Origin of the sequence: Agaribacterium sp. ZY112, assembly GCF_041346925.1 — a bacterium.
GTDB lineage: Bacteria > Pseudomonadota > Gammaproteobacteria > Pseudomonadales > Cellvibrionaceae > Agaribacterium.
This window is the reverse complement of sequence record NZ_CP166840.1, coordinates 2139097-2162500: the sequence shown is the minus strand read 5'-3', so window position 1 is coordinate 2162500 and position 23404 is coordinate 2139097. Positions and strand designations below refer to the sequence as shown.

The following is a 23404-nucleotide window of genomic DNA, read 5'->3' as shown; positions in this document are numbered from 1 at the left end:
GTTCGCATCACCGATCACAAGCGCCCACACGTCTTGCTTGAATTACATTGTTAAAGAACTTTCGGTAGAGAGAAGCTTGTCTCCCCAACCGAGGACGCGCATTGTACAGAGGTTCTTGGTGTTTGCAAGATTTAATTTAGCCAATCTTGCTTTTCTTTTTTTGCCCTGACTTAACGCCAAGAAACATAAAAAGACTTACCCAAGAACAACGCCCAGCGTCGTTAGGAGGCGCGCATTATACGCAGCCGCCTTTTTCCGTCAAGGTAAATCGTATAAAACAGTAAACTATTTATTCGGCCGATTTTTTGCCGGCAATCTTCGACTTAAATAAACTGAAAATATAACAACAGGGACCAGACAACGCATATATAAAAGCCATAGTAAACAAGACTTTCGGCGGATCGATAAGAATTACCACAAACACAATAAGAGTAATAATCATTGCTACAAATGGCACTCGGCGATTTGCATCAAGCCCCTTGAAGCTTTGATATTTGAAATTACTCACCATCAGCAAACCAACGAGTGCAGTAACAACAGCAGCAATAACAGATATTTCATGAGTAAGCGTCAGCTCACTGCCCCACCATACCGCAGAAGCCATTAATGTTGCCGCAGGAGGACTTGCCAGGCCAGTGAAGAAACGGTTATCCGTAGTTTCCACATGAGTATTAAAACGAGCCAAACGAATTGCCGCACAAGCAACAAAAACAAAAGCGGCTGCCACACCAAACTTACCCAAAGGCTCCAGCGCCCAGATATAAAGAACCACAGCAGGGGCCAAACCGAAACTAACCATGTCAGAGAGACTGTCAAACTCGGTACCAAAGGCACTTTGCGTATTGGTCATACGGGCAACACGCCCATCAAAACCATCGAGGATCTGAGCTGCAAAAATAGCCATTGCGGCACTCGCAAAGTCGCCTCTATATGCAGATAGTAGCGCAAAGAAACCACCAAACAACGCACCAGTAGTAAATAGATTAGGTAATAAATAGATCCCCTTACGCTGAACCTTTCCACCATCACCTTCTATTTCTTCTACATGCTCATCAACTGGCACCGCATCTGTTCCGGCCAGCTCAACAAAGCCTGTTTGATCCTGCTTATCAGACATAAGTCACTCTCTACACACTCGCTTTAAAGGCTAATAAAGCCCAGATATAAAAAACGCGGCCGAGGCCGCGTTCTATTCTAATCGCTTTCGCGCTTAGTTTTTATCTTTGTCGATAATTTTATTAGCTTCGATCCAAGGCATCATGCCACGAAGCTTCTCGCCAACCTGCTCAATTGGGTGAGCAGCGTTGTTACGACGCCATGCAGTCATCTCTGGGTAGTTAGCCTGACCTTCAAGAATGAATTTCTTAGCGTAAACACCGTCTTGAATATCTTTAAGCGCTTCACGCATAGCGTAACGTGACTCTTCGTTAATGACACGAGGGCCGGTAACGTATTCGCCGTACTCAGCATTGTTAGAGATTGAGTAGTTCATGTTGGCGATACCGCCTTCGAACATCAAGTCTACAATTAGCTTAAGCTCATGCAAACACTCGAAGTAAGCCATTTCTGGTGCATAACCGGCTTCTGTAAGGGTTTCAAAACCCATTTTAACCAATTCAACCGCACCGCCACACAATACTGCTTGCTCACCGAACAAGTCAGTTTCAGTTTCGTCTTTAAAACTAGTTTCGATGATACCTGAACGGCCACCACCAACACCTGAAGCGTAAGAAAGAGCAACCTCTTTCGCCTTACCAGAGGCATCTTGGTGAATAGCGATAAGATCAGGAATACCGCCGCCTTTAACAAACTCAGAACGTACAGTGTGACCAGGTGCTTTAGGAGCAACCATAATTACGTCAAGGTCTTTACGTGGTACAACTTGGTTGTAGTGGATAGCAAAACCGTGAGCGAAAGCCAAAGTAGCGCCTTGCTTGATGTTTGGCTCAATCTCTTCTTTATATAGAACGCTCTGGAACTCATCTGGAGTCAAGATCATCACTACATCAGCGGCAGCAACAGCAGTTGCAACGTCAGCAACTTTAAGACCGTGAGCCTCAGCTTTAGCAATAGAAGAAGAACCTGCACGCAAACCAACGGTTACGTTGACGCCTGAGTCTTTTAGGTTACAGGCGTGGGCATGACCTTGTGAACCGTAACCAATGATTGCAACGTTCTTGCCTTTGATTATCGACAGATCGCAATCTGCATCGTAATAAACTTTCATCTATATGCTCCAAATAATAGGGGGGCGAATTTGGCAGGCATTCTAGGAGCTTTACCCCATTGTGTAAAATGATATATTTGCATCCATTTATTGCAATTATCGCAACAGACACACCGGATCGATAACGATGAATCACGAAAAACTTAAACTATTTATTAAACTTGCTGAAATGAGCAGCTTTAGTCGCTGCGCTCAACAGCAGCACATCAGCGCCAGTAAACTTAGCCGCGTCATACAAAGCATGGAAGAAGAGTTATCCGTAGTGCTATTTGAGAGAGACAACCGCCATGTTGAACTCAGCAATGAAGGTAAACGCTTTTTACGCTTTGCTCGCGAACAACTACAGCGATGGGAAACCTTTAGTGAAAACTTACGCAGCCGGAGCGGAGAACTAAGTGGCTCTGTCAGCATTTACTGCTCTGTCACCGCCAGCTACAGCTTCTTATATGACATCCTAGCTAAATTTCGCGCCGAACAGCCACTCATACAAATCAAGCTCCACACCGGGGACTCTGCCGATGCACTTGAGCGTGTCAGCAAAGGCCAAGAAGACATCGCTATTGCCGCCAAACCGCAAAAGCTAGGAGCAGGGCTCAGTTTTAAACAATTCGATAGCTCTCCCCTTATTTTTATTTGCTCTGCAGATGACAAGCGCTTTGAGCAAGAGCTAAACAAGGGAAGTAACTCCGAATGGGAAAACATTCCCATGATTGTTTCAGAAAGAGGCTTAGCACGGGAGCGCTTTAATGACTGGGTTCAAGCTAAAGGCTTCACCCCCAAAATTTACAGCCAAGTTACGGGCAATGAAGCCATCGTTAGCATGGTGAGTTTAGGCTTCGGAGTCGGCTTAATCCCTCAAATTGTTGTAGAAAACAGCCCGCTAAAGGACAAGGTAAAAGAATTTAAATTTCAGCCCGATATTGAGGCCTATGAAGTGGGCGCATGCGTACAAAGCAGGCGCTTAAAAAGCCCACTTGTAAATGCCCTCTGGGAATTAATCAACAATCACAGCAATTAAGCTGGATGTAAAGAAACACAAAGCTAACTCCTCTTAAATATAAAACTTCTTAAGGTACCGACTGCCGCCAACAGCCAAGCAAATAATAAAGCGGTGAATAAAAGCGCAGCCGCATACCCAAAAGCTATTAGACCCGTATGGTTTGCCAGCAGTGACGTACCCGTCACACACGTACCAACAGGAAAGGTAAAAGCCCACCATGTAAGAGCAAAAGGCATTTTATTTCGCATCGCCCTGACTGTAATTAGCGCTGCAATGACCGACCACAATAAAGCAAACCCCCAAACAGGCACCCCATACAAAATCGCCATAAGCCTCATGCCTTGCGCTAGCTCAGGAGCAACAACTCCTGGCGCACAAATAGCCAGAAGCCCCAATGCGGTAATTGACTGCCCCAAGGGCCCAAGAATAATCCACAAAGTTGGAACACGAGACGTTCCTGAAGAGCCTACATGAGCCAAACGGCTCCAGATCATGGTAATAATAATCATGGCCGCTATAAGACTTAAGCCAAACATTGCATAACACCCCAAAAGCATAGCTTGTTGCCACTGCCCTTCAGGCGCATGAGGAACCAACAATGCCCCAATAGCGGCCGAAACCATAGGCGGCACCACCGGCATTAACCAACCACCAAAAGGGCTGTCTTGCTGAACATCAAAACAAGTAAATAGTCGATAAGGAATAAACACAGCGGTAAACAAACCACCTAGAGTGCCAACAAGCCACAAGTACCATGCAATTTTTATAGCCCAATAGCTCCCAAGCACATCAACACCAACTAATACACAGCCACCAGCAATAGTCAGCAAAGCCATGGGCGGCGCACCAAAAAACTGTGCCATAACAGGGTCAGAGAAATGCTTTTTAGTGTGAGAAAAGCTGAATGCTAACTCAAGGAGTTTTACAAACGACAAGAACAACAATAAGACCACTGAGAGCAACCAAACCACAACAGCAAAGCTATGTAACTGAGCAGCAAACAGTGGCAATCCCGCAGCCGCATTCGCAATAATGCCCGTGCCCATCACCGACGCAAACCAATTTGGTGTTAGCTCCACACCCTTTACCCTAGATATCCATTGCTTATCAAGCACGCAAAATCCTTCGTATTAATAAAAATGCCTCGTTAAGAAAACAAGATGCATACACACTGGCCATATACTGCAAGCATAAAAAAGGCGCCTGCAGGCGCCTTGATCATCAACTAACAAAGAGCCTCAAGCTAAAGGCTCAATACCTTTTCACCACGAGCAATGCCACTAACGCCAGAGCGCACCACCTCAATGATCGCAGCTTCACCTACTGCAGCAATAAAGGCATCAAGTTTGTCACTTTCACCCGTAATTTGAATGCAATAAACCGACGGCGTTACATCTACAATCATGCCACGGAAGATATCTACACAGCGTTTTACTTCTGCACGCTGAGCGCCGGTGGCACGAACTTTAATAAGCATCAGTTCGCGCTCAATGTGCGCACCTTCGGTTAAGTCGACAAGCTTAACAACGTCAATCAAACGATTAAGGTGTTTAGTAATCTGCTCTATTTTATGATCATCGCCGATCGTCATCAAAGTCAAACGAGACAGACTTGTATCTTCTGTTGGCGCAACTGTCAGACTCTCGATGTTATAACCACGCTGACTAAATAGCCCCACCACACGCGAAAGTGCACCCGGTTCATTTTCCATCAAAATAGAAATAATACGTTTTCTGTTCATCAGGTGCGCTCCGTTTTACTTAATAACATATCGCGCATCGAGCCATTAGGCGCTACTTGCATTGGGTAAACATGCTCGAGCGGATCAACATAAATATCCATAAAGACAACTTTGTCTTTCATTGCAAAACACTCTTCGAGCTTCTGCTTAAGCTCAGAACGTTTAGTCACCTTCATTCCAACATGACCATAGGCTTCCATAAGCTTAGGGAAGTCAGGCAAAGAGTCTTCATACAGACTTTCTGAATAGCGGCTGCTGTATTGCATATCTTGCCACTGTTTAACCATGCCTAGAGCCTGATTGTTTAAGCAGATAATTTTTACTGGCAAATTATACTGTGTCAGTGTACTCAGCTCTTGAATACACATTTGAATAGAGCCCTCACCAGTAATACACACAACTTCTTCATCACGGAAGGCATACTTCACCCCGAGTGCCGCAGGCAAACCAAAGCCCATCGTTCCTAAACCACCACTATTGATCCAGCGACGCGGTTTATCAAACTGGTAATACAGAGCAGAGAACATCTGGTGCTGACCAACATCTGAGCACAGATACGCATCACCTCCCGTCACCTCCCAAAGAGCACGCACAACCTCTTGCGGCTTGAGCATATCGGCATTGGTATCATAGTTAGGCTTACTAATGACGTCATAGCGGTCACGCCACTGATCAATTTGCTCCCACCACGACTCAAGCGCCTTGGCATCTGGGCGCTCTTTACTTTGACGAACCAGCTCCAACATCTCATCAAGAACGGAATCAACAGGGCCAACAATAGGCACATCGGCCGTAATTGTTTTTGAAATAGACGCAGGATCAACATCGATATGAATGATTTTTGCACTAGGGCAGAACTTACTTGGCGTATTAGTAACCCTGTCATCAAATCGAGCACCGGCACAAAGGATCACATCAGCGTGGTGCATCGCCGTATTCGCCTGAACCGTACCATGCATACCTAACATGCCTAGGAATTGTTTATCCGTTGCAGGGTAAGCACCCAAGCCCATCAAGGTATTGGTGACCGGCACATTTAGGGTGCGCGCCAAATCAGTTAACTGTTTAGAGGCCTCACCTTGAATCACACCACCACCAGCATAAATAACAGGGCGGCTAGCAGATAACAACAACGCAACGGCTTTCTTAATTTGACCACTGTGACCTTTAAGTGCAGGAGTGTAAGAGCGAATCTTTACCTTGTCGGGATAGCTATAAGGGTACTTATCAATGGGATTAGTAATATCTTTAGGCACATCAATAACGACAGGCCCAGGGCGGCCCGTTGATGCAATAAAGAAAGCCTTTTTCACCATCTCAGGTATATCGCGTGCATCTTTAACCAAGAAGCTGTGCTTAACGATAGGGCGACTCACGCCAACCATATCCGTTTCCTGAAACGCGTCTTCACCAATTTTATCGGATACAACCTGGCCAGAAATCACAACCATGGGAATTGAATCCATATAAGCCGTTGCGATACCAGTAATCGCATTGGTCGCCCCCGGGCCTGATGTCACCAGTACAACACCGGTTTTACCGGTTGCACGCGCATAACCATCTGCTGCGTGAGTTGCTGCCTGCTCATGACGCACAAGTACATGGTGCACTCGATCTTGACGGAAGATTGCATCGTAAATATGGAGGGCTGCACCACCGGGGTAACCAAAGATGCACTCAACACCTTCATCAGCCAAAGAGCGGAGCAGCATATCGCCACCGGAAAGATTTTCCACCTTCGTATCCTCTTCTTGCATGGATCGCTAGTCTCAAATTGTCGTTATAAATAGATATACAGCGTCGCACCTAGCGCGCCGCCTGAAATGTTTATTTGCTATGGAGCCCGGTGGCCACATTATTAAAAGTACATTTAACTGTACGTGTTACACACCACATTAAGTGCAGTGCAGCGCGATACATATGGAAAAGCTCCGTTCGAGCTTTTGAGTGTCCACCGGCGGGCGTTGGTATACCCGTTAGGAATGGTCTGCAAGGGCCTTACCCTTACATAGAGGCGCATGCCTGAGCTTAACTCAGCATAAGCGCAATATCGCTAAGCGACATTCTCCTAATATTACCTTCAAAGTCAAGGTTTTAGCTGCTTTTCACCTACTTGGCGCACAGATTTAGTCCAATCAGCACAGTGAAGATATTTATTGCGATTCATATTGCCCTATACTACTAGCCATACAAAGAACCAATATCATGGGTTTATAGCGTTTGCAGATTCACCTTTGCCGCCTGAACTCAACCAAACAGCATGTTACGAGGTAGCACTATGGCTTTGCTGAGCAAATTACTTGTCGCCGGAAATATTTTCTTGATCTCGGCACTTATAAGTTCAGCCGTAAGCGCTGGAGAATACTGGCGATGGCAAGACGAACAAGGCGTGACTCACTACGGCTCAACACCACCACAAGGTGTTGCCGCAGAAAAGGTCACCACTCACGGTGATACAGCCCCTGTAAATAACCAAGCAGCAGCGAGCACCTCTACTGCCCCGCAAGCAGGAAGCTCTGATATAGACACGCAGAAAAAACAACTACAAGAACAGCGCAAAGAAGAGTGCGAGCAAGAAAAGCAACGCCTACAAACCTTAAAAAGTAGTGGCAGCCGTATTCGCATGAAAAGCGAAGATGGAACCACACGCTTTTTAACACCAGATGAGATCGCGCAAGAAATTCAAATGAGTAACAGCTTCCTTAAGGATGCCTGCTCAAATAACTAACACTTTTGGTGCCGCACTTTTGCGGCACCAAATTTGATTGGCCAAGCTTGATAAAATCAAAAAGAAAGAACTACTTAGAAAACGCCAAAGCGCCTCTCTCAACAGTCGCGTGAATACAGTCTCCCGCAACAAACTCTCCAGCCAATAACTTCTCTGCCAGAGTATTCTCAAGCAAGCTCTGTATTGCACGCTTTAAAGGCCTCGCCCCATAAACTGGGTCATAACCGGCATCAGAGATAAGCTGCATGGCCTCTTCACTTAACTCAAACTTAAGTTCCCGCTCAGCCAAGCGAGCCTGTAAACGCTCTATTTGAATATTCGCGATGCCATGAATTTGTGTTTTACCTAAGGGGTGAAATACCACCGCCTCATCTATTCGATTGATAAACTCAGGGCGAAAATGCCCCGACACCACATTCATTACCGCGTCTTTCATGGCCTCATAACGGTTTTCATTCAGTACATCATCGTTCGCTTCAAGCCCGTCAAAGCTAATACTGTCAAAGGCTTTATTTTCAGTAATATCTTGAATTGCATCCGACCCCAAGTTGGAAGTCATAACAATAACCGTATTACGAAAATCGACCGTGCGCCCCTGACCATCAGTTAAACGGCCATCCTCCAGAACCTGTAATAAAATATTAAAAACATCCGGATGAGCCTTTTCAATCTCATCCAGTAACAATACAGAATAAGGTTTGCGACGTACGGCCTCCGTTAAATAACCGCCCTCTTCGTAACCGACATAGCCAGGGGGAGCACCAATTAAACGAGCAACGCTATGCTTCTCCATAAACTCGCTCATATCTATGCGCACCATGGCGTCATCACTATCAAATAAGAATGTCGCAAGTGTTTTACATAACTCTGTCTTACCAACGCCTGTTGGCCCTAAAAATAAAAAGCTGCCATTGGGGCGGTTAGGGTCACTTAAGCCTGCTCGTGCACGCCTTACAGCATTGGATACGGCAACCACAGCTTCTTTTTGACCAATGACCCGCTCATGTAATACCTGTTCCATACGCAAAAGTTTCTCGCGCTCACCTTCAAGCATTTTAGATACAGGAATACCCGTCCACTTAGAAACAACTTCGGCAATTTCTTCATCGCCAACTTTATTACGCAATAAAGTTGTTTCTTGCATCTCAGCTTGAGCAGCTAGATCAAGCTGTTTTTCTAACTCTGGGATAATACCGTATTGCAATTCACTCATGCGCCCTAAGTCACTAGCACGATGAGCGGCCTCTAAATCCAAGCGAGCTTGCTCCAAGGTACTTTTAATTTCCTGCGTACCTTTAAGGGCAATTTTTTCTGCTCGCCAAACTTCATCAAGTTCAGCAAAAGCGCGTTCGGCTTGATCAATTTGAGTTTCTATCTTTTCAAGGCGTATACGTGAAGCCTCGTCTTCATCTTTTTTAACAGCTTCACGTTCAATTTTTAGTTGAATCAAACGGCGCTCAAGCTTATCCATTTGCTCAGGTTTCGAGTCTATCTCCATACGGATACGACTTGCTGCCTCATCGATTAAATCAATGGCCTTATCAGGAAGTTGGCGGTCGGTGATATAGCGCTGACTCAATTTAGCAGAAGCAATGATGGCCGAATCCGTAATATTGACCCCATGGTGAACCTCATAACGCTCCTTAAGGCCCCGTAAAATAGCGATCGTATCTTCTTCAGAAGGCTCATCGACTTGCACTTTTTGAAACCGCCGCTCGAGCGCTGCGTCTTTTTCAATATACTGACGATATTCATCTAAAGTGGTTGCCCCCACACAGTGAAGTTCACCACGAGCAAGAGCTGGTTTTAACATATTGCCAGCATCCAAGGCTCCGTCAACCTTACCAGCACCAACCATGGTATGCAGCTCATCAATAAATAAAATGATGCGCCCCTCTTGCTTACTTAATTCATTAAGCAAGGACTTTAAGCGCTCTTCAAATTCGCCTCGAAATTTTGCCCCTGCTAATAAAGATCCTAAATCCAAACTAAGCAGGCGCTTATTTTTTAAACCTTCTGGCACCTCACCATTAACAATACGCTGGGCCAAACCTTCAACAATTGCGGTTTTACCGACACCGGGCTCACCAATAAGCACTGGGTTATTTTTAGTCCGGCGCTGAAGTACCTGCACTGTGCGACGAATTTCATCATCCCGGCCAATAACAGGATCTAATTTACCGGCCTCGGCTCGAGCAGTTAGGTCAACAGTAAATTTTTCTAAAGCTTGTCTGTTTTCTTCTGCATCGGGATTATCGACCGTTTCACCACCACGCACATTGTTGACCGCAAGCTCCAAGGCCTTTAAAGAACCACTTTGATTTAGCAGCTTGCTAATATTTAAGCTGCCATCTCGCATCGCAGCGATAAGCACGCTTTCAGAACTAATAAATTTGTCTTTATTTTCTTGCGCGTGTTTATCCGCTAGATTCAATAAACGCCCAAGCTCTGGCGACATACTGACATCGCCACTGGGCTGAGATACCGTCGCCAAGCCCTCTAAGGCTTTATTTAACTCATTACGTAAAGCACTTAAATCGAAATTAGCTGCCTGCAATAAAGAGCGCACCGTACCACCACGCTGATCAAGCATGGCTTGCAATAAATGCAAAGGATCTAAGTTGTTGTGATCACGACCGACAGCAAGGGATTGCGCATCGGACAGCGCCACCTGAAGGGGATTAGTCAATCTATCAATTCGCATAACAAACAATCTTCTCTGGTAGTTGAGTTGGCACTTGGCCTGTTACCAATAAGATTGGGGGCATTCGACTAAATAACAAGCGTATTTATAAAGAGCTTAACCAAATAAGTGACACCATACGGCCACATTCCGCACTTTGGCGATAGGAAAATAAATCAGGGGCATCATAAGTGCAATATTGCCCACCAAAGATAGCTTGCACTCCAGCACCCTGCAGTTCGGCCAGGGCCAAACGATATAGGTCAGCTCTATAACGTGAAGCATCTAAAGCATCTTTAACAAAAGCATGCCTTATCGATTCAGAATACGGACGCTGCTGCTCGGCACAGATAAATGCCTCAAGCACATCGCGACCTACCTGAAAATTTTTTTGAGAAATTGCAGGCCCCAGATACACCAATAAATCTTCTATTGGAGTATTAAAGCTTGTTAAGGTTTTGCTGATGATGCCATTGGCCAAGCCTTTCCAGCCGGCATGCACTGCCGCAACCTCTCGCCCAAAGCGATCACACACTAACAAGGGTAAGCAATCCGCCGTCATCACACAGCAAGCCAACTGAGGGGCTTGAGTATATGCGGCGTCGGCTTGTGGTGTCGCATCTAACTGCTGGGACAAGTGCACTAAGTCACAGCTATGTATTTGCTCAAGCCATTGTAGCTCAGGCGAACACCCAAACTCGCTAGCCAGAGCAAGCTCTAACAAGCGGCGGTTTTCCAATACCGAACTTGGTTTATCCCCGACATGCAGGGCAAGGTTAAGACTATCAAATGGGCTAGCACTTACTCCTCCTAAGCGAGTTGTTATAGCAGCCTTTACTGTAGACGGGGCAGGCCAGTCTGGCTTAATAAGCACTGTGCCTATCCTTAAGATCGAGCAAAACCGACTCAAAGTCTTCTGGCAGCATAGTTTGCCAGCTCATCTCTTTGCCAGTACCCGGGTGAATTAAGCCTAACTCTTTAGCGTGTAAGGCTTGGCGAGGAAACTCGCGAACATAGTCGAGCATCTCATCGTTTTTCAAATTTGCAGGCCAGCGACTGCCATAAACTTGATCACCGACTAAAGGAAAGCCCAAGTGACTCATATGCACTCGAATTTGGTGGGTGCGCCCCGTCTCAAGCTTCAGCTCGACTAAAGCAAAACCGGAAAGCTTGTGAGTCACACGATAGTGTGTACGCGCTTCTTTGCCTGTACCTTTAACAACCGCCATTTTAACTCGCTGAGTCGGGTGGCGACCTATAGGCGCGTCAATGATGCCTTTTTTATCGGGCTCTCCTCGCACAATAGCCCAATACGTACGGCTAACACTGCGCTGCTGCAGTTGATCAATTAGAGATAACTGCGCATTCAAAGTTTTAGCCACCACCATCAAGCCGCTCGTATCTTTATCTAAGCGGTGTACGATGCCTGCACGAGGGATATTGGCCAACTCGGGACAGTGAAAGAGTAAACCGTTTAATAAAGTCCCACTCCAGTTCCCCGCGGCGGGATGAACCACAAGACCTACAGGCTTATTGAGAACGATAATCTCATCATCTTCGTAAACAATATCAAGAGCGATGTCTTCAGGTTCAAAGCTTGCATCTTGCTCAAGCTCTGCGTCTAACTCTAAGTGCTCACCACCTGCCAGTTTGGTATTCGGCTTAACTGTGCGCCCATCAATCCGCAATGCGCCACTCTTAATCCAATCTTTTAAGCGTGAGCGGCTGTACTCAGGGAACATTGTAGCCGCCACAGCGTCCAAACGACTGCCGGCATGTTCAGCACTGATGGTTTCTTTATGCTGGGTAATAGTAGAAGAGGGAGGTATCGTCATTGTTTTTCGCAGGCGGCCTATTTACACTGTCGGCCCGACTTTGTTCTTACCGCCTGTGCGGGCCAGAACACAGCGACATATAGCGCGGCATGATGCGCCGCCAACAAGTTGATTACAAGCGTTGATTCTAGAATGCCTACATACCTAAGTTCAAACCCGATTGTCCGCACACTTTTATGGCTAAGCTTTTGCGCCACTCTCTTAACTAGCTGCAGTACCACTGAGGACTACGGCCGGGGCACAGAGCAAGAAGTCTTTGAGCGCGCCCAGCACCATATGGAAAACTCTAGCTGGCAAGTAGCCATAGAAACCTTGCAAGCTTTAGAGGAGAACTTCCCTTTTGGCACTTACGCCGAGCAAGCTCAACTAGAACTTATCTATGCGTATTATAAGGCTGGGGAGTTTCAGGCAGCCCTAATAACCTCAGAGCGCTTTATTCGCCTACACCCCCAGCACCGCAATGTTGATTACGCCTATTACATGCGTGGTATCTCGAGCTTTTATAACGATTCTGTGTTTTCTTCATTTTTCCCTGTCGACACTACCTTACGTGACCCAGGCACAGCCAAAGAAAGCTTCCACCACTTCTCTGAGCTCTTAAATAATTACCCGCAAAGCCCTTATGCATTAGATGCTGAAAAACGTATGATCTTCTTACGTAATACCTTGGCTCGTGGAGAAATCAATGTTGCCAACTATTATTTTAAACGAGGGGCTTATTTAGCCGCTGCTAATCGCGGACGCTGGGTAGTTGAAAACATGCAAGGCACGCCTGCTGTACCTGACGGCTTGGCAACAATGGCTCAAGCCTACCACTTGATTGACATGCAGCCCTTATCTGAAGATGCGATTAAGGTATTAAACCTAAACTACCCTGACTACCCCGCACTAAAAAATGGTGGCTTTGACTACCAATACGGTAGCGCTCAAGGCCGCTCTTGGGTCAGTTATGTGACCTTTGGGATTTTTGATAAACGCCCAACAATTAAGTTTGATACACGAAAGCAGTACAACCCTTACTATCTAAAAAATAAAGAGCAAAGTGAAAACAGCCCAGCACTAACGCCTCCTGCATCCTAAAGTCTCTATCAAAAGCTCTTGATATCAAGGAAAATCGATTTCAAAGCGGACTAAGGCAAATATAAAAGGCTAACCTTGGGTTAGCCTTTTATATGTTTAATCACCAATCTTCCAGCCGTTTGTAATTGGATAACGGCGGTCTCGCCCAAAGGCTCGCCTAGTAATACGAATGCCTACCGGAGCCTGGCGACGCTTATACTCATTAATATCCACCATTCTCAGCACTCGTCTTACATCTACAGCATCAAAGCCACGACCAATAATCGCTTCGGCGCTTTGATCTTCTTCAACGTAAAGGCGCAGAACCTCATCCAGTATTTCATAAGGTGGTAAAGAATCTGAATCGACCTGATCAGGCGCCAACTCAGCCGAAGGCGGACGGGTAATGACATTCTCTGGAATCACTTCTTCGCGGGTATTGCGAAAACGACTAAGCTCAAAGACCTGTATCTTAGGTACATCCTTGAGTACATCCAAACCACCCGCCATATCGCCGTATAAAGTGGCATAACCTACAGACATTTCACTTTTGTTACCCGTTGTCAGCACAAGATAACCGAGCTTATTAGAGATCGCCATTAATAGAACGCCCCTGCTCCGAGCCTGCAAGTTTTCTTCTGTTTTATCGACTGCAGAGCCTTCAAATACAGGCCCTAAGCTCTGCATAAAGCTTTCATAAATGCCCTCTATACCAATGCTGTGATACTTAACGCCCATACGACGCGCCTGCTCAGAGGCATCATCTTTACTCATTTGAGAGGTATAGCGAAACGGCATCATCACCGCTTGAACTCTATCCGCACCTAAGGCATCCACGGCAATCGCCAAGGTCAAAGCTGAATCAATACCACCACTTAAACCCAGGACCACACCTTTAAAGCCGTTTTTATTGACATAATCTCGCACGCCAACAACAAGGGCATCATAAGTGACTGCAAGATGGTCATTGGCATAACGTGCATCAATACTATTTGTCGACTCGGTGTGTAGAGAACCTGCCTCAAGACTCACGTGAATAACATCATCACGTAACAATGGCGAGCGAGCAACAAGAGAACCGTCCGCATTGACAGCCATGGAACCACCATCAAAAACCAACTCATCCTGAGCACCTACCTGATTAACATAGACAATAGGCGCCCCAATTGCCTGCGCACGCTTTTTAACCAAACTTTCCCGCTCAGCTTGCTTTCCTTGATGGAAAGGAGAGGCATTTAGATTCAACACAAGATCAATGCTTTCGGCACAAAGCTCCTCAAGAGGACGGCCATCCCAAATATCTTCGCACACACTTAAAGCCAGACGATGGCCTTTAAAATCGAATTCGGCCTTACCTTCTCCGGGGACAAAATAGCGTTTCTCATCAAACACCTGATAGTTAGGTAAACAGCGCTTGGCGTATTCAAACAGCAACTTACCTTCATAGATAATACCGGCGACATTCAACAGCCCCCCAGCACTCCGCTTAGGATAACCTACGATCAAAGCACAGGGTAAATTAGCGGCTTTGAGTAAATCTAAAGCTCGCTGAATACGACCTTCGAGGCTGTCTCGGAGCAGTAGGTCTTCCGGTGGATAGCCACAGAGGGTCAATTCAGGAAAAAGAACTAAGTCACAAGGCTTCTCTGCTAAGATGTCTCGCGCCACCTGTAAAACCAATTGGGCATTACCATCGATATCTCCAACGAGAGGGTTCAATTGTGCAAGGGCGATATTGAGCTTGGACATAAAGCAGGATAACTCCAAAATTTAACGGGCTGCTATTGTCCTCTAAAGTCGATAATGAAGCAAAAAGGATGCACATGGACGCCAAAACGTTCAAATACAGCGGACACACAATACAAACCATACAGGTCTACCTTTATTACCGCCTTGTAGTCGCATGCTTGCTGTTTGTCATGTTTTTTATGGGCGTTGCAGATAATGTTCTCGCTTCTCACCATAAAAACATCTATCAGTGGACAAGCCTCGGCTACCTTGGACTGGTACTACTTAGCCTCATTATTTCGCCAAGCAGAACACTCTATAAAAAGCCGCGTTACTTACACTTTTTATTAAGCACAGACATTATTGCTCAATTTATACTCATTCATGCCAGTAACGGTATGGAAAGCGGCCTGCCCTTTTTATTACTTATTAGCGCCGCCATGACCAGCATGTTCCTAAAGCGTCAGTTTGCTTTTGCATACGCAGCCACAATGAGCATAACCCTGCTTGTTGATACTTGGTTATTACACAATGGAACTAACGGCTTAAGTAAAAACATATTTAGTGCAGGCTTACTTGGCCTACTCTTATTTGCGGTAACCTTTGCTCTTTCTTACCTTACCAATAAGCTACAACAACAAAATACTGAGGCTGAACAACAAAGTAGGCGCCTTAGAAACCTGCAAGAAACGGCTCAGAGCATCGTCACTCGTATGCAAACCGGCATCCTTGTTATTGGCCACGACAAACGTATTGAGTTAATGAACAGCTCAGCCAAGCAGCTATTTGAAATGAGTGAAAGCGAGCGTACCTATCACCGATATATAACGGATATCCCTAAGCTCACCCCTTTACTAGAGCACCTTCAATCATTAAAAGAAAATAAAAACTTCACCATTATTAGTGACAGCGGCAATAGGAAGCTTCGCATTAGCAACGCCTATCTCAACATGGGGGAGAATGAAGAACAAACCATCTTTTATATTGAAGATTACGGCAATGTTTTGCAGCATGCTCAGCAACTTAAACTCGCCTCACTTGGTCGCTTAACAGCAAGCATCGCCCATGAGATACGAAACCCACTAGGTGCACTCTCCCATGCCGCCCAACTGCTCAACGAGTCAGAAGCTCTGCCCAAAGCCGAACAGAGAATGACGGAGATTATTCTCAACAACAGCGCTCGGGTAAATGAAATAATCGAAAACACGCTAGATCTCAGCCGCCGTAAAGAGCCTAGCCCCGAGCAACTTAACCTTGCTACTTGGTTGCCCCACTTTATTAATGACAACCAAGCCCACAATCAAGGCTCTATCGACCTTCATGTCCACTCAAGTCAGTTATTAACCAAATTTGATCCAACCCACTTAAGCCAAATTCTATCTAACCTGGTAGATAACGGCCTACGCCATAGCCAAATTGAAACCGGTAAGGCCCAGGTTGAAATACACGCTAATGTGATGAACAACGACGAAAAAGCCTATATTGAAGTTATTGATGTTGGTGGTGGAATATCAGAAGATAAACAAAACATCATTTTTGAGCCTTTTTACACTACGGAAGATAAAGGCTCCGGCCTTGGGCTATACATTAGCAAAGAGCTTGCCGAAATAAACAACGCTAACTTAAGCTATCAACGCAATAACAAGCAAAGCTGCTTTCGTATAGACTTCTCTCATTACCAACGTATGCGCTAGACCATGACAACTTTACACGCCCTGATTATTGACGACGAACCTGATATTCGAGAACTGTTAAGCCTAACCTTAATGCGAATGGGCTTAGACTGCGATACTGCAAAAGACTTTAATGAAGCCATTAGCTACCTAAAATCGGGTAAAACCTACAATATCTGCTTAACCGATATGCGCTTACCCGATGGTAGCGGGCTTGATATCGTACGTTTTGTGCAAGAAAAATTGTCTACCCTACCCATCGCAGTGATTACCGCTCACGGCAATATGGACACAGCCGTTGAAGCCATGAAAGCCGGTGCCTTTGATTTTCTAAACAAGCCTGTCGATTTAAAAGACCTACGCACACTCGTCGATTCAGCAGTAAGCTCTAGTCAATTAGAAGAGAAAAACTGTAGTGAGCTAGATGCACAAGTAGACATCATAGGTAACTCCCCCGCTGTCACCAAGCTCAAACAAACAATCAGCAAATTAGCCCGATCTCAAGCCCCTGTTTATATCAGCGGAGAATCTGGAAGCGGTAAAGAGCTGGTAGCCCGGGCCATTCATAAACTTGGGCCCAGAGCAGACAAACCCTTTATCCCAGTGAACTGCGGAGCTATCCCTTCGGAATTGGTAGAAAGTGAGTTTTTTGGCTATAAAAAAGGTGCTTTTACTGGGGCTCACCGAGACAGCGAAGGTTTGTTTCAAGCCGCTAACGGTGGCACTTTATTTTTAGATGAAGTCGCCGACCTGCCCTTATCTATGCAAGTAAAAATACTTCGCGCCATCCAAGAAAAAGCCGTTCGCCCTGTGGGAACACAAAGTGAAGTGTCCGTTAACGTTCGAATTTTAAGCGCCACACACAAAGGCTTGCACACGCTCGTTGAAAAGGGTGAATTTCGCCAAGATTTATTCTATCGCCTAAATGTCATACAGCTTGATGTACCTCCTTTACGTAAGCGTTTGGACGACCTTGGAGCCTTAATTCAACACATATTACAAAGGCTCGACAGCGACTTAGGTGACTCTTATACACGCATAAACCCTGAGGCTTTAGCCAAATTAAAAACCTACAGCTTCCCAGGCAATGTCAGAGAACTAGAAAATATCCTAGAGCGCGCATTCACTTTGTGTGAAAACAGCTCTATTGGAGTCGAAGATCTACAACTGCAGCATCAAAGCCCAGAAGAAAGCGTAAACAACCTACAAAACACGGCTAATAATAATTTACTTAAAACCGTCTTAGAGTATGGCTCTATTGATGCGTACCTAGAGGAAATAGAGAAAGAAATATTACACGAAGCCTTAGAAAAAGACCGCTGGAATAAAACCAATGCGGCTAAAACCCTAGGCATTAGTTTCCGCAGTTTTCGTTATCGCTTAAAGAAACTAGGCTTAGACAACAGCGACGATGACTAACTAAACATTTTTGTAAGCTTTAGCTCACACAAATTAGCGACAAACACCACTCGCATACATTAACCCACTAGCTAATACTAAAGCTAAGAATGCCGCTCACTGTTTTTGTACTCAAGGAGGAGTTATGAAACAGCTACAGGGTTTTATTAGCATGTTTGAGCTACTAATAACATTGCTAATCAGCTCACTACTACTAAGTATTGCAATACCTAGTTTCTCTGAACTTATTAGAAAGAATCAAGCAAGAACGGACCTTAATGCCTTACAGCACGAGCTAAACTATGCTCGTATACATGCGGTCAGTAGCCATACACATACCTTACTCTGCCCCAGCATAAATCAGCAAGACTGTGTTAATGACTGGTCTCAACAGAGAATGATATTTGCGGATACAAATGCCAATGAAAGGCGAGACAATAACGAAGCACTTTTACTACTAAGCGATGGGTTTCGCCATTCACGACAAGTGGTATGGAAAAGTTTTGGCCAAAAAGAATTTATTCGCTACGACTATCTAGGCACAACAATCTACCAAAGCGGGCGTTTTTATTGGTGCGATATTGAAGAAAAAGAAAAGCAACAACTGATCATTTATAGAAGTGGCCGAGTACGTAAAGCCCTTGGCTCCCACATACTCGACAAATGCTCTTAAGCATAAAACACTAACGCCAGCACTGGTCATAGCTTGAAGCTGAGCCAGTATATCCCTTGCCCCCTAAGCTATCAAAAGTAAGGGTTAAGCACTCTGCATCGTTAGAGGGCCCTGTTGCAGTCAACTTATAATAAGTGCACTTTGTTGTGGAAGGGCTACAGCCGCTGGGTGTAACACTCACGGCTACTGAATAATGCCCCTCAGGGCTGGTAGCAGCACTTAAACCTAAGTCAGAAAGCGTAGAACTATAGCTAATTTTTTCCGTGTAGAGCCTCTCTTGACGGCTTGCGATATCCAATAAAAATGCTTTCGCATCCACCCTTTTACCTCGCATAACCTGCTTATTATAAGCAGGTATAGCAAAAGCACTAATAATGCCGATTATAGCCACAACAATCATTAGCTCTATCAGGGTAAAACCACGACTTACTTTAATCATATACATACTCTTAGCGGATGATAGACCAGTTTACTCGGCGAGAAAGTGCTTCTTTAGAGACCTTGGTATTAATAGACTGAATACCTCCAGAGGCATCTGGCACCACTGTTTTATTATCTATAAAGCTGGTACCAACCGGTAGCTGATCAATCGCTACCGACGCTTGATCAGGGTCGACATCAAAAACTTGAAACGGCGGTGTTTGGCCTTCAAAAATAGAAGCCGCCATCAGATGCCCCGAACCACCTTCAGAACAAGCAGCACTTTCTGGAATCGAGGTTGCAAAAAGAATTAACTCGCCAGCAGCCACAGGAGTAATAACTGAACGCTCACCAGAGTCTGGCAAGTTCATATACCAGCCATACTGAGTATTGTAATTCACGTTATTTTTACTGAGCGTTCTATAACCTTTAGCGTCTTCAGTAATTACCTGCTCTTGCAGATTTGAAAAGCGATTTAAGGGTTTCGCCAGATTATCAATCGCCGCCCCTGCATCCCAGGCAGCATAAAAACTCTGCTGTTGGGTATTATTAATATCATTTTGAGTCAAATAAGTGCCCGTACCAAACATAACAAACGTATTTGGTTTAGTTCCTAGTGAATTTTTTTCTGCATGACCAACAATAGCTGGCTCCACAGTAATTGACTGACGAGTAGTAGAGAGGCAACGTCCTGTTGTAGGATCAATACTACTAGCAGCATCAACACCAGAACAAGCAACGAAAAACGGCATAGGTTGATTGGTTGCATCGCTGTGTGCAACGGCCCACTTAGTTGGGTCGCTATCACTTAAATCAAAGGCCCACATATTGCCCCAAAGATCACCAGCATACACCCTATCGACTTTGGCATCCCCAGTTAAATCAATCAAGGTGGGAGATGAGAGGCCATTACAATCTGCAATTTCTTTACAATCTGTACCTGTTGCCGGCCCCGTTTTGGTTGAGATCTTCCTAAAGGAAGGCCCACTTGTACCTGCACCTTCATGGCCATCCAAATAAAGAATATACAAATAGGCTATACCATCAGCACTGACATGATCGTTTGCATAGCCGTTGCCAAAAATAGCCACCCACTCGCCATTATTTAACTTAGCAATTTGAGGGCGAGCAAAGGTATAACCTAACTGATCATCCGTAAACTCCATCACTATTTTTGAGGCAACGGATGCTTCAGAAGTAAAAGACGCAGGGTCCGTTACATCTAACACATAGATACCTCTAGCACCAGCGCCAAACCCTCCTACCAAGTAGGTCTTCCAAGCAGAGCCAATATAGACATCACCTGTAGTAGGTGTACCGTCAATATATGGCTTGTGCGTATAATTGGGGTTGGCTAACCAATGTAAGCCTTTATCAGTTTCAGACGAATAAAGATGACTGGGAATATAAGCAAAGAGCTCATCCAATGTATCGGCTTTAAAGGCGTGCACCATACCATCATTTGCACCAACATAGACGACCTTTTCACGTGCCGCATTGGCATTAACAAAGGTACTATAAGGAGCTAACGAACTTTCAATATGATTAGGATAAGGCTCGCTTGGTTTACCAACAATTTGCGGACTTGAATGAGCGATATCTCCTAATACAAAGCCATTTTTACGTTGACGAAATTGTGGATCTGTATTGTCGCCACGTAACCACGCAACAATAGCGTTCATATAGTCATCGTATTCATTCTCGCCTGTAGCTGGATCATCTACAGGCGCACCATAGGCAAGATCATTTATTTGCGCTGTACTTAGTGCATCAGCTCCTGTGGTTACATAGGTAAAAGGCACGCCTTTGGTACCGTTATGGGTAACGATAATACGGTCTGCATGCCCTTTATCTGCAACTCGGTCACTAAGTATTTCACCCGCTTTCAGATCAGGCTCTTGAGTCGATACAATACTGTTACCACTAGAAAAGTCGAAAGAGACTAGATCACCACTCCAATTCTGAGGCTCAAAGCGACTCTGATACAGCTTAGTCCCATCACTAATGTTTGTTGAATTAAAACCAATAGACGCAGCACTAAATTCGGAGTTACTTAAAATACTTTCAACCACCTCATTTAAACTAGCTTTAAGCTCAATTGGGTTCAGTGCTGATAAGAAATCCCCTCGACCGTTAAAAGCCGCATGCATAAGATCATCAAGAGAGGCTTTTTTCTCACCAACCCATAGATTGTTGTTCGCATTAGGCCAAGTGGGAACATTTGTCCATGCACCATTTTCATCACGTACAGGCATGCCTGTTGTAATATTCCCCGCCAAACCAAAGGCAACTGTATAAGTCACCATATGCTGCTCTTCATTTAGATCTTCAGGGTTTTTAGATTTTACTTTTCCGTCTAAATTTGTGTCTAAGTCCGTTGAGTAGTAATACATGGCAATATCAGCCATGGTATTTGAGTAGTCATCTTCATAGGGGTAACCACCGTACTCAGTATCATTTTTATCCTTATTGCCATAATTTACACTAGGAGTATTGCCTCCCTCATTAGAGTAACCGTCGGTCAATAACATAGTGTAATTATGCTGGCACTCACCTCCCTCTGCCTTACTTAAAATTGGGCTGCCGGGGTTTGATGTCGGGCCAATAAAATTCCAATCAACGCTTTCACCCGAAAAGTAACGGCCAGCATTTTCTAAAGGGCGACGTAAAGGGGTTGATTTCTGCTGCCCTACTTCCAGAATGCTATTAATAGCTTTAGCTCTTTGACCAGTATCCAACCCGTTAGAGTCTACAGTGTCATCAATTTCAAGAGCGACATCACTCGCCTTATTAATAGTCGCAACACCAACGCGTAAAGTGGTCTCAGATAATATATCCAGCATTGGAGACGTCATCGAAAAACGGCGCTTTCGATGATAAGTAAACCAATTGGCGTAATTGGTTTTCTCTTCTGCGGTCATACTACTTACAGGTACAAAGTGAGCATTATCAATATTGGCATTAGTAGGGTTATTCCAATTAGAAATTGTCCCTTCACCACACTCACCGGGATCAAACACACCAGGTGTGCCTGTACTAGGCTCGTCATCCCAGCGAACATAACCATAACCACGCTTTAAAGGGTTATTGGTATCCACCCCTTGGCTAGGTGTTTCTTCTAAATTAACCGTCGCATTCGCATAATAATACGCCTGAGAGGTTTTATTATCATGCATCTTACCAATAGGGTATAAAGGTGCAGCAGTAATTGGCGCATCAGTATAACCATACCAAGGTTCGTATGTCAGATCCGGATTATACGCTAGACTACTATAGCCAACACAGGAACGTAATAAATCTGCGTGATCAGCGTAGGTCCGGTCATAAGTAGGCATACCCCACCACTTCCATTTATTTCCATACCAATTATGCCAAGCCTTAATATTTCGATCAAAGGCTGCACCACTTGCATTGTGACCACTATAACTGCTGTTAGCATAGGCCCCAGGAGAAAGCATAATCTCATTTTCCATCGAGCCTGAATCATCCATTATAAATAGGACATTAGGCTTGACAGAATTACCTAGGAACAAAGGTAAATCACTAAGTTCATCATCAACACTAGCAAGAGCTTGAACCGAATAGGCACATAAAAATGTAAGACCATATTTACTGTATTTATTCATCATAAGTCCTCTAGTAGACAAAGCCTGTGCCATAACCTGTACGGAAGGTACTTTCTAATACCGAATATATTTTTTCATCCTTCGCCCAACCAATAGCTGTAATACGAAAGAAAAATGGCTCAACATCCCCCTGTTGAGCGCCAGCGTTTAAGCTAAGTGCCTTGGTGCCACCACCTAAGACGCTGCCCCTGCCAATATATTCAATAACATATCGAGGGTCTTTTGCTGTTACTGCTTTATTTGAGCTGTTTGTTAATCCATTAACGGTAACAGAGTTTGATGCTGTCCAAGCTGAATCTTTATTTAAATCGGTCGCTGCAGGAATGGCTGCAACAGAATCATTAGGCCGAGCAACAGCAGCGTATAAACCATTCGTACCATCAAACTTAGAATTAACATCATCTGTTTTGGCAAGGTTTGCTAGCAAATAACTTTCCGCCGTTTTTAGCGCAAACTCTGCCGCACTCTGTGCTTGCACACGATTTCTTGCATTAGCAGCCATACGCTCTTGTAAAGTTGAGCTTTGCATTGTTGCTATACCCAAAAAAGTCATTACAAGTAAAATAATGAGCGCTACAACCAGTGTCGCACCCTTTTGTTTAAAAGCCATCAT

18 protein-coding genes are annotated in these 23404 nt (G+C 44.9%); 6 read left to right on the top strand and 12 right to left on the bottom strand.

Annotated elements, in window-relative coordinates; all coding sequences use genetic code 11:
- Window positions 1-289: 289 nt before the first annotated feature.
- Complete coding sequence (pssA, locus tag AB1S55_RS09515) at window positions 290-1117, bottom strand: CDP-diacylglycerol--serine O-phosphatidyltransferase (protein ID WP_370977765.1); 828 nt, start codon at window positions 1115-1117, stop codon at window positions 290-292.
- A 93-nt stretch (window positions 1118-1210) separates the two neighbouring features.
- Complete coding sequence (ilvC, locus tag AB1S55_RS09510; RefSeq protein ID WP_370977764.1) at window positions 1211-2227, bottom strand: ketol-acid reductoisomerase; 1017 nt, start codon at window positions 2225-2227, stop codon at window positions 1211-1213.
- Between the two features lie 127 nt (window positions 2228-2354).
- On the opposite strand from ilvC, the gene ilvY reads away from it, so the two are divergent.
- Complete coding sequence (ilvY, locus tag AB1S55_RS09505) at window positions 2355-3245, top strand: HTH-type transcriptional activator IlvY (RefSeq protein ID WP_370977763.1); 891 nt, start codon at window positions 2355-2357, stop codon at window positions 3243-3245.
- A 23-nt stretch (window positions 3246-3268) separates the two neighbouring features.
- On the opposite strand, the gene AB1S55_RS09500 is transcribed toward ilvY, so the two are convergent.
- The 3 genes from AB1S55_RS09500 to AB1S55_RS09490 form a co-directional block, all read right to left on the bottom strand.
- The gene (locus tag AB1S55_RS09500; protein ID WP_370977762.1) at window positions 3269-4342 is read right to left on the bottom strand and encodes a TDT family transporter; all 1074 of its coding nucleotides are present in this window, start codon (window positions 4340-4342) and stop codon (window positions 3269-3271) included.
- 128 nt (window positions 4343-4470) lie between these two features.
- The gene (gene ilvN, locus AB1S55_RS09495; RefSeq protein WP_370977761.1) at window positions 4471-4968 is read right to left on the bottom strand and encodes an acetolactate synthase small subunit; all 498 of its coding nucleotides are present in this window, start codon (window positions 4966-4968) and stop codon (window positions 4471-4473) included.
- Complete coding sequence (locus tag AB1S55_RS09490) at window positions 4968-6704, bottom strand: acetolactate synthase 3 large subunit (protein WP_370977759.1); 1737 nt, start codon at window positions 6702-6704, stop codon at window positions 4968-4970. The genes ilvN and AB1S55_RS09490 overlap by 1 nt, the downstream gene beginning before the upstream one ends.
- A 542-nt stretch (window positions 6705-7246) precedes the next feature.
- Between AB1S55_RS09490 and AB1S55_RS09485 the strand changes: the two genes are divergently transcribed.
- The gene (locus AB1S55_RS09485; RefSeq protein ID WP_370977758.1) at window positions 7247-7696 is read left to right on the top strand and encodes a DUF4124 domain-containing protein; all 450 of its coding nucleotides are present in this window, start codon (window positions 7247-7249) and stop codon (window positions 7694-7696) included.
- A 70-nt stretch (window positions 7697-7766) separates the two neighbouring features.
- Here the strand turns inward: AB1S55_RS09485 and clpB are convergent, their stop codons facing one another.
- From clpB to rluD, 3 genes are all read right to left on the bottom strand, one after another.
- Window positions 7767-10400, bottom strand: coding sequence for an ATP-dependent chaperone ClpB (gene clpB / locus AB1S55_RS09480; protein ID WP_370977757.1), 2634 nt, complete (start codon window positions 10398-10400; stop codon window positions 7767-7769).
- Between the two features lie 85 nt (window positions 10401-10485).
- Window positions 10486-11253, bottom strand: coding sequence for a peptidoglycan editing factor PgeF (pgeF, locus tag AB1S55_RS09475; protein ID WP_370977756.1), 768 nt, complete (start codon window positions 11251-11253; stop codon window positions 10486-10488).
- Window positions 11243-12214 (bottom strand): 23S rRNA pseudouridine(1911/1915/1917) synthase RluD, encoded by a 972-nt coding sequence (gene rluD, locus AB1S55_RS09470; RefSeq protein WP_370977754.1) that lies wholly within the window; start codon window positions 12212-12214, stop codon window positions 11243-11245. Before rluD ends, pgeF begins: the two co-directional genes overlap by 11 nt.
- A gap of 132 nt (window positions 12215-12346) precedes the next feature.
- Here rluD and AB1S55_RS09465 point away from each other — a divergent pair, with 132 nt between their 5' ends.
- Window positions 12347-13294 (top strand): outer membrane protein assembly factor BamD, encoded by a 948-nt coding sequence (locus AB1S55_RS09465; RefSeq protein ID WP_370977753.1) that lies wholly within the window; start codon window positions 12347-12349, stop codon window positions 13292-13294.
- 96 nt (window positions 13295-13390) lie between these two features.
- On the opposite strand, the gene AB1S55_RS09460 is transcribed toward AB1S55_RS09465, so the two are convergent.
- Complete coding sequence (locus AB1S55_RS09460; RefSeq protein WP_370977752.1) at window positions 13391-15022, bottom strand: NAD+ synthase; 1632 nt, start codon at window positions 15020-15022, stop codon at window positions 13391-13393.
- Window positions 15023-15096: 74 nt separating this feature from the next.
- On the opposite strand from AB1S55_RS09460, the gene AB1S55_RS09455 reads away from it, so the two are divergent.
- The 3 genes from AB1S55_RS09455 (at window position 15097) to AB1S55_RS09445 (ending at window position 18745) form a co-directional block, all read left to right on the top strand.
- Window positions 15097-16695, top strand: coding sequence for a PAS domain-containing sensor histidine kinase (locus AB1S55_RS09455; RefSeq protein WP_370977751.1), 1599 nt, complete (start codon window positions 15097-15099; stop codon window positions 16693-16695).
- A 3-nt stretch (window positions 16696-16698) separates the two neighbouring features.
- Complete coding sequence (locus AB1S55_RS09450) at window positions 16699-18093, top strand: sigma-54-dependent transcriptional regulator (protein ID WP_370977749.1); 1395 nt, start codon at window positions 16699-16701, stop codon at window positions 18091-18093.
- Window positions 18094-18217: 124 nt separating this feature from the next.
- Window positions 18218-18745 (top strand): GspH/FimT family protein, encoded by a 528-nt coding sequence (locus tag AB1S55_RS09445; RefSeq protein WP_370977748.1) that lies wholly within the window; start codon window positions 18218-18220, stop codon window positions 18743-18745.
- A 10-nt stretch (window positions 18746-18755) separates the two neighbouring features.
- On the opposite strand, the gene AB1S55_RS09440 is transcribed toward AB1S55_RS09445, so the two are convergent.
- Genes AB1S55_RS09440 through AB1S55_RS09430 form a run of 3 tightly spaced genes read right to left on the bottom strand, consistent with a single transcriptional unit; the run spans window position 18756 to window position 23404 of the window.
- Window positions 18756-19184, bottom strand: coding sequence for a type IV pilin protein (locus AB1S55_RS09440; protein ID WP_370977747.1), 429 nt, complete (start codon window positions 19182-19184; stop codon window positions 18756-18758).
- Window positions 19185-19194: 10 nt separating this feature from the next.
- Window positions 19195-22794, bottom strand: a complete 3600-nt coding sequence (locus AB1S55_RS09435) for a pilus assembly protein (protein WP_370981560.1) — start codon at window positions 22792-22794, stop codon at window positions 19195-19197.
- A gap of 7 nt (window positions 22795-22801) precedes the next feature.
- Window positions 22802-23404, bottom strand: coding sequence for a PilX N-terminal domain-containing pilus assembly protein (locus AB1S55_RS09430; RefSeq protein WP_370981559.1), 603 nt, complete (start codon window positions 23402-23404; stop codon window positions 22802-22804).